We start from the raw sequence: 12,369 nt of genomic DNA, 5'->3' as shown, positions 1-12,369 counted from the left end.
ACCTGTGCGGCGAGCTCCCATACCTTACCGCACAGGCTGATATATCAGTTGCCCATTAGCTGGCTCTCAGGACGGTGCACCGATGGCAACGAGTACGTCGCTCACCACGCCCACCTCGCCGCTCTCCCTCCCCCTCCGCGCACTCGACCCGGAGGTCGCCGACGCGGTCGCCGCCGAGCTGCACCGCCAGCAGTCCACGCTGGAGATGATCGCCTCGGAGAACTTCGCCCCGGCCGCCGTGATGGAGGCCCAGGGCTCGGTTCTGACCAACAAGTACGCCGAGGGCTACCCCGGCCGCCGCTACTACGGCGGCTGCGAACACGTCGACGTGGTCGAGCAGTTGGCCATCGCACGGGTGAAGGAACTCTTCGGCGCCGAGGCCGCGAACGTCCAGCCGCACTCGGGCGCCCAGGCCAACGCGGCCGCGATGTTCGCCCTGCTGAAGCCCGGCGACACCATCCTCGGCCTCGACCTCGCGCACGGCGGTCATCTGACCCACGGCATGCGCCTCAACTACTCGGGCAAGCTGTACGACGTCGTGCCGTACCACGTGCGCGAGTCCGACCTGCGCGTCGACATGGACGAGGTGGAGCGGCTCGCCCTCGAGCACCGGCCGAAGATGATCGTCGCGGGCTGGTCGGCCTACCCCCGGCAGCTGGACTTCGCCGGGTTCCGGCGGATCGCCGACGCGGTGGGCGCGTATCTGATGGTGGACATGGCGCACTTCGCGGGACTGGTGGCCGCGGGCCTGCACCCGAGCCCGGTGCCGTACGCCGACGTCGTCACGACGACCACCCACAAGACCCTGGGCGGTCCGCGCGGCGGTGTCGTCCTCAGCCGCGCCGACCTGGCCAAGAAGATCAACTCGGCCGTGTTCCCGGGCCAGCAGGGCGGCCCGCTGGAGCATGTGATCGCGGCGAAGGCGGTGGCCTTCAAGGTGGCGGCGGGCGAGGAGTTCAAGGAACGCCAGCGGCGCACCCTCAGGGGCGCGAAGATCCTCGCCGGCCGACTGCTGGCCGACGACGTGGCCGAGGCCGGGATCACCGTCCTGACCGGCGGCACCGAGGTCCATCTGATCCTCGTCGACCTGAGGAACTCCGAGCTCGACGGGAAGCAGGCCGAGGACCGGCTGCACCGCATCGGCATCACCGTCAACCGCAACGCCGTGCCGTTCGACCCGCGCCCGCCGATGGTGTCGTCCGGTCTGCGGATCGGAACGCCCGCCCTGGCCACCCGCGGCTTCGGCGAGACGGAGTTCCGCGAGGTCGCCGACATCCTCGCCGAGTCCCTGAAGGGCGAACGCCCCGAGGACGAACTGCGCGCCCGGGTCGAGAAGCTCGCCGCCGCCTTCCCCCTCTACCCCCACCTCGACGGAGACGCGGCATGACCGCCGAAGCCCTGCCGGAGCACCCGGACTTCCTCTGGCGCAACCCCGACCCGAAGCGGTCGTACGACGTCGTCATCGTCGGCGCGGGCGGCCACGGCCTCGCGACCGCCTACTACCTCGCCAAGAACCACGGCATCACCAACGTGGCCGTCCTGGAGAAGGGCTGGCTCGCGGGCGGCAACATGGCCCGCAACACCACGATCATCCGCTCCAACTACCTGTGGGACGAGAGCGCGGCGATCTACGAGCACGCCCTGAAGCTGTGGGAGGGCCTGCCGGAGGAACTGGACTACGACTTCCTGTTCAGCCAGCGGGGCGTCCTCAACCTCGCGCACACCCTCCAGGACGTCCGTGAGGGCGTGCGCCGAGTGAACGCCAACCGGCTCAACGGCGTCGACGCCGAGTGGCTGGAGCCCGACGAGGTCGCCAAGGTCTGCCCCATCCTCAACGTGTCCTCCCGCACCCGGTACCCGGTGCTCGGCGCCACCTTCCAGCCCCGGGCCGGCATCGCCAAGCACGACCACGTCGCCTGGGCACTGGCCCGCCGCGCCGACGAGCTGGGCGTGGACCTCATCCAGGGCTGCGAGGTCACCGGCTTCCTCAAGGACGGCGACCGGGTGGTGGGCGTCGACACCAACCGCGGCCGCATCCACGCCGGCCGGGTCGGACTCGCCGCCGCCGGGCACAGCAGCGTGCTGGCCGAGCGGGCGGGCGTACGGCTGCCGGTGCAGTCCCACCCGCTCCAGGCCCTGGTCTCCGAACTGCACGAGCCGGTGCATCCGACGGTCGTCATGTCGAACCATGTGCACGTCTACGTCTCCCAGGCCCACAAGGGCGAGCTGGTGATGGGCGCGGGCGTCGACTCGTACAACGGCTACGGCCAGCGCGGCTCCTTCCATGTGATCGAGCAGCAGATGGCCGCCGCGGTGGAGCTGTTCCCGATCTTCGCCCGGGCGCACGTGCTGCGGACCTGGGGCGGCATCGTCGACGTCACTCCGGACGCCTCGCCGATCATCGGCAGCACCCCGGTGGCGGGTCTGTACGTCAACTGCGGCTGGGGCACCGGCGGTTTCAAGGCCACTCCGGCGGCCGGCTGGACCTTCGCGCACACCGTCGCCACGGGCGAACCGCATCCGCTGAACGCTCCCTTCGCCCTCGACCGCTTCACGACGGGCGCGCTGATCGACGAACACGGCGCAGCAGCCGTGGCCCACTGAGGCATCGAGGCACCGAGGAGAACGCCATGCTGCTGATCACCTGCCCGTGGTGCGGTCCGCGCAACGAGACGGAGTACCACTACGGCGGACAGGCCCATGTCCCCTATCCCGAGTCACCGGCCGACCTCACCGACGAGCAGTGGGCCGAGTTCGTCTTCTACCGCGACAACCCCAAGGGCCCCTTCGCGGAACGGTGGATGCACAGCATCGGCTGCCGCCGCTGGTTCAACGTCCTGCGTGACACCGCCACCCACGAGGTGCTGACCTCGTACCGGCTCGACGAGCCGCGCCCGGGAGGGAACCGATGACCGACCAGCTCTTCCGGCTGCCGCGAGGCGGCCGTGTCGACCGCGGCACCCTGCTGCGCTTCACCGTCGACGGACGGGAGTTGACCGGCCACCCCGGCGACACCCTCGCCTCGGCGATGCTGGCGAACGGGCTCGTCGAGGTCGCCCCCTCGCTCTACCGCGGCCGCCCGCGCGGCATCGTCACCGCGGGCGTCGAGGAACCCAACGCCCTGGTGCAGCTGGGCGGTTCGTGCTCGGAGGGCATGCTCCCGGCGACGACCGTCGAGCTGTACGACGGCCTGTCCGCCACCACGCTCTCCGGGATGGGCCGCCTCGACCCCACTCCCGACCCCGCCGTCTACGACAAGAAGTACGTCCACACCGACGTCCTGGTCGTCGGCGCCGGACCGGCGGGCCTCGCTGCCGCCGCCGCTGCCGCCGCCTCCGGCGCCCGCGTGATCCTCGTCGACGAGCAGCCCGACCCCGGTGACGGGGCGGGGACCGACGAGCTGCGCGCGAGGCTCGACGCCGCGCCCGAGGCCGTCGTACTGCACCGGACCACGGCCTTCGGGTCGTACGACGACAACTACGTACTGGCGCTCCAGCGGCGCACCGACCATCTCGGCGCGGGTGCCCCCGAAGGCGTCTCCCGGCAGCGTTTGTGGCACATCCGGGCCCGGCAGGTGGTCCTCGCGACCGGCGCGCACGAGCGTCCGCTGGTCTTCGCGGGCAACGACCGGCCCGGCGTGATGCTCGCCGGGGCCGTGCGCACGTACCTCAACCGGTATGCCGTGGCGCCGGGTTCACGGGCCGTGGTGAGCACGACCAACGACAGCGCCTACGACACGGTCGCCGACCTGTGTGCCGCCGGGATCCCCGTGGCCGTGGTCGTGGACGCGCGTCCCGAGCTGTCCGACCGGGCCGCCGGAGTCGCCGCGGCGACCGGGGTGCCGGTGCTGACGGGCAGCACGGTGGTGGACACGGCGGGCGAGCACAGGCTGACCGGCGTCACCGTCCGGGCGCTCGACGCCGAAGGCCGACTGAAGGGTGCGGCCCGGTCGTTCGACTGCGACCTGCTGGCCGTGTCGGGCGGCTGGAGCCCGGTCGTGCATCTGCACACCCAGCGTCAGGGGCGGCTGCGCTGGGACTCGGACCTGGTCGCGTTCGTGCCGGACGGCGTCGTACGGGATCAGCAGGTCGTGGGGGCGGCCCGGGGGACGTACGACCTCGACCGCTGTCTGGCCGAGGGGGCACGGGCCGGAGCACTGGCGGCGACGGCGGCGGGCTTCCCGGTGCCCGTCCCGGGCGAGGGCGCGCGGCGCGCTCCCGGCCCGACGCGCGCCCTGTGGCTGGTGCCCGCCCCCGAGGGCGAACCCGGCACCTGGGACGGCCACTTCGTCGACCTCCAGCGCGATGTCACCGTCGCCGACGTGTGGCGCTCCACCGGCGCCGGCATGCGCGGCGTCGAGCACGTCAAGCGGTACACCTCGCTCGGCACGGCGAACGACCAGGGCAAGACGTCCGGTGTCAACGCGATCGGGGTGATCGCCGAGGCGCTCGGCGGTTCGCTGGGCGAGATCGGCACCACGGCCTACCGGGCCCCGTACACACCGATCGCCTTCGCCGCCCTGGCAGGACGCGAGCGCGGGGAACTGTTCGAACCGGAGCGCACCACCTCCATCCACGCGTGGCATGTGGCGCACGGCGCGGAGTTCGAGGACGTCGGGCAGTGGAAGCGCCCCCGGTACTACCCGCAGACCGGTGAGGACATGGACGCGGCCGTGGCGCGCGAGTGCCGGGCGGCCCGTGAGGGGGTGGCGTTCATGGACGCCTCCACCCTCGGCAAGATCGAGATCTGGGGTGCGGACGCGGGCGAGTTCCTCAACCGGATGTACACGAACGCCTTCAAGAAGCTCAAGCCCGGCCACGGGCGTTACGGCGTGATGTGCAAGCCCGACGGCATGATCTTCGACGACGGTGTGACGCTCCGCCTCGACGACAACCGCTACTTCATGACCACCACGACCGGTGGCGCGGCGAACGTGCTGGACTGGCTGGAGGAGTGGCTCCAGACCGAGTGGCCCGAACTCGACGTCCACTGCACCTCGGTGACCGAGCAGTGGGCGACGATCGCCGTCGTCGGGCCGCGGTCGCGCGAGGTCGTCGCCCATCTCGCCCCGGACGTCGACCTGGCCAACGAGGCCTTCCCGTTCATGGCCTTCCGCGAGACCACCCTGGCCTCCGGCATCCCGGCCCGTATCTGCCGGATCTCCTTCTCCGGCGAACTCGCCTACGAGATCAACGTCTCCGCCTGGTACGGCCTCGCCGTCTGGGAGGAGGTGGACGCGGTCGGACGGCCTTACGGCATCACCCCGTACGGCACCGAGACGATGCACGTCCTGCGGGCCGAGAAGGGCTACATCATCGTCGGCCAGGACACCGACGGGACCGTCACCCCGCAGGACGCGGGCATGGGCTGGGTGGTCTCGAAGCAGAAGGACTTCATCGGCAAGCGGTCCTTCGCCCGCGCCGACACCTCCCGCACCGACCGCAAGCAACTGGTCGGACTGCTCCCGGCCGACCGCACGACCCGGCTGCCCGAGGGCACCCAACTCGTCGCGCCGGACGTCGACCTGGGGACGGTGCCGGTGCCGATGCTCGGCCACGTCACCTCCAGCTACCACAGTCCGGCCCTCGGCCGCCCGTTCGCCCTCGCCCTCGTGGCCGACGGGCAGGCGAGGAAGGGCCAGACGCTGCTCGCCCCGGTGGGCGAGGCGCTGGTGCCGGTCGAGGTGACCGACTTCGTCCTCTACGACCCCGAAGGGACCCGGCGAGATGGCTGAACCGATCATGGCGGGACCGGTGGCCCTGCGCACCAGCCCGCTGGCCCACCTGGAGGAGCGGATGCGGGCCGCCGCCGTCACCGGCGCCCGGGGTGTCGCCCTGGCCGAGCTGCCCTTCCTCACGATGGTGAACGTACGGGTCGCCCCCGCCTCCGGGGCGGCCGACCGGATCGGGAGGGTGTTGGGGGCCCCGCTCCCCCTCCGGTGCGGCGACACCGCCGCCCACGGCCCCCACACGGTCGTGTGGCTGGGTCCCGACGAGTGGCTCGTGCTGTCCCGGGCCGACTCCGACCTCGTGACCGCACGGCTGCGGGAGGCGCTCGACGGCGACCCGGGTTCGGTCGTGGACGTCTCGGCGAACCGCACCACCCTGGAGCTGAGCGGCCCGGCCGCCCGGGAGGTCCTGGAGAAGGGGTGCCCACTGGACCTCCATCCCCGAGCCTTCGGACCCGGCCGCGCGGTGTCGACCACGGTCGGCCCGGTCCCGGCACTGCTCTGGCAGACGGACGACACCCCGGCGTACCGCCTGCTGCCGCGGTCCTCGTTCGCCGACTACCTGGCCCGCTGGCTCATCGACGCGATGAGCGAGTACGGGGACCCGCTGGTGGCCTGACGCGGAGGCGGTGCCGAGGGGCCGGGTCAGGAGGGCGTCGGCCCGGTCAGTGCCGGGAGGGGGTGACGCACCGGAAGCCGGAGGCGAGGGCCGGGTCCGCGTGGCCCGTGTACCGGGACACCCGGGGGTAGCGGCACAGGTCCCGGGCGACCTGCTCGCCCTCGGTGTTGATCAGCGTCGCGGGCAGCGTCCTGGGCGCCTTGCCGTGCTCGACCCAGGCGGTGAGCGCACCGAGGTCGTCGGTGGTGCCGTCGCCCTTGTTGAGGCCGCAGTGGACGGTGCCCGGGACGAGGAAGAGCCGGTAGAAGTCGTCGACCCGCTCGGCGCCGCCCAGCTTCCGTTCGACCTGCTCGCGGTAGCGCACGGTGCCCTCCGCGGGGATGTACTGGTCGTCCAGGCCCTGCCAGGTCAACAGCTTGCCGCCGGAAGCGCGGAAGTCCGAGAGGTCCGGGTCGTCGGTGCCGATGACCTTGTCGTACTCCGCCCGGGACTGCTGGAAGAGCTGCGTGAACCGGTCGTAGGTGAGCGTCGACAGGTCGAGTGACGGGTCCTTCGCCACCCACAGCCTGACCCAGTCCGCGGGCACCGGGAACGGCGCTCCCGGCGTGGCCAGCGCGGACAGATCGGCGCCGATCGGGACACCGGCCCACAGCTTCTTCCCGGAGGCGGTGCGCGGACCGTCCCAGATCTTGCGGACGACCGCCGCGTCGGCCGCCGTGATGGTCAACTCCTTGCCGTCGCACACCACTTGGGTGCCGATCAGACGTCGCGGGTCGAAGTCGCAGCGGCCGGGGTCGTTGACCAGGCCGTCCTCGAGGCCGTCGAGCGGGTCGCAGGTCTTGACGGCCGCCTCGGTGAACGCGGCGAACTCGCACTTCGACAGGTAGGTCCTCTCGTTGTTCATGACCACCTGCGGCCACAGGGTGGCGACCTCGAACTCGTCCCAGTTCACGGCGGGCGCGTCGGCGAGGATGCCGTCGTAGTCGTCGGGGTGGCGCTGGGCCTCCATGTAGCCCTGACGCCCGCCCGTGGAGCAGCCGTTGAAGTAGGAGTACGCGGGGCCGTGGCCGTAGACCGCGTCGACGACCTCCTTGCCGACGACGGCCGCCTCGTGCTGGGAGCGGGAGGCGAAGTTCTCCAGCAGCGCGGCGTCGACCCGGCCCGCACCGTTCAGCGCCCAACCGGTGTCGAGGGCGTCGCCGACACCGGCGTCCGTGGTGGTGGCGGCGTAGCCGTTCTTGACGGCGGTGCCGAGTCCGACGCCGTTGTCACCGGCCAGGTAGGCCGCGCCGCCGAGCCCTTGGAGGCGGCCGTTCCAGTCGCTGACGGGGAGCCAGGTACGCACCGTGGCACGGTCGTCGGCGCCCGGGTGGGTGAGCGTGACCGTCACCTCGCAGAAGGCCGGGACACCGGAGACCGACCCCTGCAGGACTCCGGTGCCGTTGATGGTGCCGCCCGCCCGACGGGCCGCGGCCACGGAGTCCACCCGGGTGCCGGCCGGGGCCTTCACGGACGGCGCCGAGCAGGTGACGGGCGCGGATGCGGAGGCGGTCCGGGGTTCCGCAGAGGCGGTCGGCAGGTACACCGCCGCGGCAAGCGGCACACCGGCCGCGACGGCGGTCAGAAGTCGTCTCATTGCGTGTCCGTCCAAAGAGGTGGGTATGCCGGAGAGCGAGCGTCACCGGTTTAACGGGTGACGATGCTGGCATGATGATCTCCGGGCTGTCAACAACAGGAGGCACGCATGGGGACCGGGGCTCACCGAGCGCGACTGCTAGGCTGGGAGCGGCGTTGACCGTGTATCGAGGAGTCACAGACGTGGTGGGTGAAGACGACATCTCCGGGTGAGACCCGGATCTGACGGCCACCGGCCGGCGCTCGGGAGCGCTGCCGAGGTGGTCCGTCTCGTCGTACCCCTTTTCCCACGTCTGCCCAGGGCAGAGGTCTCTTCCCTGCCCTCACACCGCCCGAGGTCATCCCCATGTCCGACGCGTCCGTCGTCTGCTCGAACCTCTCCTTCGCCTGGCCCGACGACACCCCCGTCTTCCAGGACCTGTCCTTCACCGTGCCCTCCGGCCGCACCGGCCTGGTCGCCCCCAACGGCTCCGGCAAGAGCACCCTGCTCAAACTGATCGCCGGTGAACTGAAGCCCCGCACCGGCTCGTTGACCGTGAGCGGCACGCTCGGCCACCTCCCGCAGAGCCTCCCCCTGACGGGCCGCCTCACGGTCGCCGAGGTGCTCGGCGTCGACGCCGTGATCCGCGCCCTGGACGCCGTCGAGTCCGGGGACGTGGACGAGGCGCACTTCGCCGTCATCGGCGACGACTGGGACATCGAGGAGCGCACCCGCGCCCAGCTCGACCGCCTGGGCCTCGCCGACCTCGGCCTGGACCGCAGCCTCAGCACGCTCAGCGGCGGCCGGATCGTCTCCCTCGGCCTCGCGGCCCAACTGCTCAGGCGCCCCGACGTACTGCTGCTCGACGAGCCCACCAACAACCTCGACCTGGCGGCCCGGCACCAGCTCTACGACGTGCTCAGCGACTTCACCGGCACCCTGCTCCTGGTCAGCCACGACCGCGCGCTGCTCGACCGCATGGACCGCATCGCCGAGCTGGGCAGCGACGAACTCCGCTTCTACGGCGGCGACTTCACCGCGTACGAGGAGGCGGTGCGGGCCGAGCAGGAGGTCGCCGAGAAGAACGTCCGCAGCGCCGAGCAGGAGCTGAAGCGGGAGAAGCGGGAGCTGCAGCAAGCCCGCGAACGCGCCGAGCGCCGGATGAGCAACGCCTCCAGGAACCTCAAGAACGCCGGGCTGCCCAAGATCTTCGCCGGCACCATGAAGCGCGGCGCGCAGGAGGCCGCGGGCAGGGCCGGCACGATGCACGCCTCCCGGGTCGGCGAGGCGAAGGCCCGCCTCGACGAGGCCGGACGCGCGCTGCGCGACGAGCAGCGCCTCGTCCTGGAACTGCCCGACACCCAGGTGCCCGCCGGGCGGAACCTCTTCCTCGGCGAGGGGATGCGGATCCGCCTCGGAGACCGGGACGTCTTCGCGGCGGGCGGTGTCGACCTGACCGTACGCGGCCCCGAGCGCATCGCGCTGACGGGGCCCAACGGCGCAGGGAAGACCACCCTGATGCGGCTGATCACCGGTGAACTCGCCCCGGACGAAGGGCGGATCAAGCGGAACGACGGCCGGATCGCCTACCTCTCGCAGCGTCTGGAACTGCTGGACCCGGACCGCACGGTGGCGGAGAACTTCGCCGCGTTCGCCCCCGGGCGGCCCGAGGCGGAGCGCATGAACCTGCTCGCCCGCTTCCTCTTCCGGGGCGCACGGGCCCACCTGCCGGTCGCTGTCCTTTCCGGTGGCGAACTCCTGCGCGCCACGCTGGCCTGCGTGCTGTGCGCCGAACCGGCCCCGCAGCTGCTGCTGCTCGACGAGCCCACCAACAACCTCGACCTGGCCGGCGTGGGCCAACTGGAGAGCGCGCTCAACTCCTACCGGGGCGCCTTCATGGTGGTCAGCCACGACGAGCGGTTCCTCGCCGAGATCGGGGTGAAGCGCCGGCTGCGGCTGGCCGACGGAGCGCTCAGGGAGACGGGAGCTCCCGCGGTGTGAACCGCCGACGTGTGAAGCGGCCCGCGCCCGAGGCCCTGTGCCCGGCGGGCCGACCACCGATCACGTCGGAAGGCCTCTCATGCACCGCTCCCCCATGCACCGCTCCGCCACGCCCGGGACCGCCGCGCCCCGGACCGCGATGTCCCAGCCCGCCCTGCTCGCCCACGATCTCGTCCGTGACCTGGGCGGACGACGTGTCCTCGACGGCATCTCCCTGACCGCCTCCCCCGGCCACCGCATCGGCCTGATCGGGGAGAACGGCGTCGGCAAGTCCACGCTGCTGCGCGTCCTGGCCGGCGTCGAGGAGTCCGACTCCGGAAGCGTCACCCGCCCCGCCGAACTGGGTTTTCTCCACCAGGAGTTGCCGTACGACGCCGACGCCACCATCGCCGTGGTGCTGGACGAGGCGCTCCGCGAGGCCCGCGAGGACCTCGCCGAGCTGGACCGGCTCGGCACGGAGCTCGCCCGTGTCCCGGAGGACGACCCCGCCCACCGAGGCCTGCTCGACGCCTACGGCAGGCGCCTGGAACAGGCCCAGGACCGGGAGTCCTGGGACGCCGACCGCCGTGCGGCCCTGGTGCTGGACGGCCTGGGCCTCGGCGCGTTCGGTCACGACCGCACGCTCGGTTCGCTCTCCGGCGGACAGCGCGGCCGTCTCGCCCTGGCCGCACTGCTCGTACGGCGGCCCTCGGCGCTGCTGCTGGACGAGCCGACCAACCACCTCGACGACGACACCGCCGCCTTCCTGGAGGAGCAGTTGCGCGGCCTGCCCGGAACCGTGGTCGCCGCCGGCCACGACCGCGCGTTCCTCGACGCCGTCTGCACCGACCTGATCGACCTCGATCCGGCGGTGGACGGCCCGGTCCGCCACGGCGGCAACTACAGCGCCTACCTCGCGCACAAGCGCGCCGAACGGGAGCGATGGGAGCGCCGGTACGCCGAGGAACAGGAGGAGTGGGCCCGGCTGCGGCACTCGGCGGGTGTGAGCGCGCACCGGGTCGCGCCGGACCGGGGCCCCACCGACAACGAGAAGATGGGCTACGGCCATCGGGCGGGCCGGGTGCAGAGCCAGATCTCCCGACGGGTGCGCAACGCCACCCGGCGCCTGGAGGAGCTGGAACGCACCCGGGTCGGCGAGCCGCCGCGCCCGCTGCGGTTCACGGTCGGGGAACTGGCCGCGCGCACGGAGGAGGAGCACCCGGGTCACTCGGACCCGCTGGTGTCCCTGCGCGACGTGCGGGTGCCCGGCCGGCTCGCACCGCTCGGCCTGAAGGTGACGGCGACGGAGCGGTTGCTGATCACGGGCGGCAACGGCACGGGCAAGTCGACGCTGCTCGCCGTGCTCGCCGGGCACCTGCCCTCCGAGGGCGAGGTGCACCGGCGGCCCGGGCTGACGGTGGGGCTGCTCACCCAGGACACCGAGTTCGAGCGGCCCGACCGCACGGTCCGGGACACCTACGAGCTGTCGCTGGGCGCGCAACGGGCCGAGCAGGTCCCGCTGAGCTCCCTCGGCCTCCTGGCCGAAGCGGATCTGGCCAAGCCGGTCGGAGCGCTGTCCGTGGGCCAGCGCCGCCGCCTCGCCCTGGCCCTGCTGGTGGCTCGCCCGCCCCAGCTGCTTCTGCTGGACGAGCCCACCAACCACCTCTCCCCCGTCCTGTGCGACGAACTGGAGGCCGCGCTGGGCCCCGGACCCGGCGCGATCGTCGTGGCGAGCCACGACCGCTGGCTGCGACGACGCTGGCAGGGTCGCGAGCACCGCCTGGAACGGTGACGCTTCTTGCGTCCGACCGGAGTCACCTGTCAAGATGGTGATGTGAATCTTGACCATGTCTTCGTATGCGGACACCCGGCCCTGGACTTCGCGGCCACCCTCCGCGCCCGGCGCTCGGCCCGGTTCGAGATGTTCGTGACGCCGGAGCGGCTCAACGCCTGGTACGTGGAGTCCGGGCTGGTGGACACGATCACTCCCGGGAAGGAGGACGACGTCCAGGAGGCGAGGGCCGTACGCGAGGCCCTGTACCGGCTCGTCACCAACCGGCGACTCGGCGAGGACTTCGACCGCGAGGCGCTCGCGGTGCTCAACGCGGCGGCGCGGAAGGCTCCTGTGACGCCGCAGCTCACCCTGGCCGGCCGGCACACCGACGCGACGCCCGAGCAGGCGCTGGCGACCGTCGCCCGGCAGGCGGTCGAGCTGCTCAGCGGCCCGGACGTCCCGCTGATGAAGGAGTGCGGCAACCCCGAGTGCACGCGGGTCTACATCGACCGCTCGCGAGGCATGCGGCGCCAGTGGTGCGGCATGGAGTCCTGCGGCAACAAGATCAAGGCCGCGGCGTACCGGGCCCGCAAGAAGACCGCCCCCGCGGCGGCGCACTGACCCTCACACGCGAGGTGTGGCGAGCGACTGCG

Annotated in this window: 9 protein-coding genes; 8 read left to right on the top strand and 1 reads right to left on the bottom strand. The window is 72.1% G+C overall.

Features of this window, described 5'->3' with window-relative positions:
* Positions 1–82 precede the first annotated feature (82 nt).
* From glyA to IOD14_RS14880, 5 genes are read left to right on the top strand one after another with little or no spacing between them, the layout of a single operon-like run.
* The gene (glyA, locus tag IOD14_RS14900) at positions 83–1,387 is read left to right on the top strand and encodes a serine hydroxymethyltransferase (RefSeq protein ID WP_123993979.1); all 1,305 of its coding nucleotides are present in this window, start codon (positions 83–85) and stop codon (positions 1,385–1,387) included.
* Positions 1,384–2,604 (top strand): sarcosine oxidase subunit beta family protein, encoded by a 1,221-nt coding sequence (locus IOD14_RS14895; protein WP_123993980.1) that lies wholly within the window; start codon positions 1,384–1,386, stop codon positions 2,602–2,604. Before glyA ends, IOD14_RS14895 begins: the two co-directional genes overlap by 4 nt.
* 26 nt (positions 2,605–2,630) lie before the next feature.
* On the top strand, positions 2,631–2,912 hold the full coding sequence (locus IOD14_RS14890; RefSeq protein WP_123993981.1) for a sarcosine oxidase subunit delta: 282 nt from the start codon (positions 2,631–2,633) through the stop codon (positions 2,910–2,912).
* The gene (locus IOD14_RS14885) at positions 2,909–5,734 is read left to right on the top strand and encodes a sarcosine oxidase subunit alpha family protein (protein WP_212670460.1); all 2,826 of its coding nucleotides are present in this window, start codon (positions 2,909–2,911) and stop codon (positions 5,732–5,734) included. The genes IOD14_RS14890 and IOD14_RS14885 overlap by 4 nt, the downstream gene beginning before the upstream one ends.
* On the top strand, positions 5,727–6,347 hold the full coding sequence (locus IOD14_RS14880; protein ID WP_212670459.1) for a sarcosine oxidase subunit gamma family protein: 621 nt from the start codon (positions 5,727–5,729) through the stop codon (positions 6,345–6,347). Before IOD14_RS14885 ends, IOD14_RS14880 begins: the two co-directional genes overlap by 8 nt.
* A gap of 46 nt (positions 6,348–6,393) precedes the next feature.
* On the opposite strand, the gene IOD14_RS14875 is transcribed toward IOD14_RS14880, so the two are convergent.
* Positions 6,394–7,983 (bottom strand): tannase/feruloyl esterase family alpha/beta hydrolase, encoded by a 1,590-nt coding sequence (locus tag IOD14_RS14875; protein WP_212670458.1) that lies wholly within the window; start codon positions 7,981–7,983, stop codon positions 6,394–6,396.
* 345 nt (positions 7,984–8,328) lie between these two features.
* Between IOD14_RS14875 and IOD14_RS14870 the strand changes: the two genes are divergently transcribed.
* From IOD14_RS14870 to IOD14_RS14860, 3 genes are all read left to right on the top strand, one after another.
* The gene (locus IOD14_RS14870; protein WP_123993985.1) at positions 8,329–9,963 is read left to right on the top strand and encodes an ABC-F family ATP-binding cassette domain-containing protein; all 1,635 of its coding nucleotides are present in this window, start codon (positions 8,329–8,331) and stop codon (positions 9,961–9,963) included.
* Positions 9,964–10,102: 139 nt separating this feature from the next.
* Positions 10,103–11,734: an ABC-F family ATP-binding cassette domain-containing protein gene (locus IOD14_RS14865; RefSeq protein WP_123994872.1), complete on the top strand. Its 1,632-nt coding sequence runs from the start codon at positions 10,103–10,105 to the stop codon at positions 11,732–11,734.
* Positions 11,735–11,776: 42 nt separating this feature from the next.
* On the top strand, positions 11,777–12,337 hold the full coding sequence (locus IOD14_RS14860) for a CGNR zinc finger domain-containing protein (RefSeq protein ID WP_212670457.1): 561 nt from the start codon (positions 11,777–11,779) through the stop codon (positions 12,335–12,337).
* Positions 12,338–12,369: the final 32 nt, after the last annotated feature.

It is taken from the genome of Streptomyces sp. A2-16 (genome assembly GCF_018128905.1).
Lineage (GTDB): Bacteria > Actinomycetota > Actinomycetes > Streptomycetales > Streptomycetaceae > Streptomyces.
Note: the sequence above shows the minus strand (reverse complement) of the source record. Positions and strands in the feature narration are given on the sequence as shown.

What these genes read in the sequence shown, in the direction of transcription:
- glyA (WP_123993979.1), top strand. Translation starts at nt 83, where the DNA reads ATGGCAACGAGTACGTCGCTCACCACGCCCACCTCGCCGCTCTCCCTC.
- IOD14_RS14895 (WP_123993980.1), top strand. Translation starts at nt 1,384, where the DNA reads ATGACCGCCGAAGCCCTGCCGGAGCACCCGGACTTCCTCTGGCGCAAC.
- IOD14_RS14890 (WP_123993981.1), top strand. Translation starts at nt 2,631, where the DNA reads ATGCTGCTGATCACCTGCCCGTGGTGCGGTCCGCGCAACGAGACGGAG.
- IOD14_RS14885 (WP_212670460.1), top strand. Translation starts at nt 2,909, where the DNA reads ATGACCGACCAGCTCTTCCGGCTGCCGCGAGGCGGCCGTGTCGACCGC.
- IOD14_RS14880 (WP_212670459.1), top strand. Translation starts at nt 5,727, where the DNA reads ATGGCTGAACCGATCATGGCGGGACCGGTGGCCCTGCGCACCAGCCCG.
- IOD14_RS14875 (WP_212670458.1), bottom strand. Translation starts at nt 7,983, where the DNA reads ATGAGACGACTTCTGACCGCCGTCGCGGCCGGTGTGCCGCTTGCCGCG.
- IOD14_RS14870 (WP_123993985.1), top strand. Translation starts at nt 8,329, where the DNA reads ATGTCCGACGCGTCCGTCGTCTGCTCGAACCTCTCCTTCGCCTGGCCC.
- IOD14_RS14865 (WP_123994872.1), top strand. Translation starts at nt 10,103, where the DNA reads ATGTCCCAGCCCGCCCTGCTCGCCCACGATCTCGTCCGTGACCTGGGC.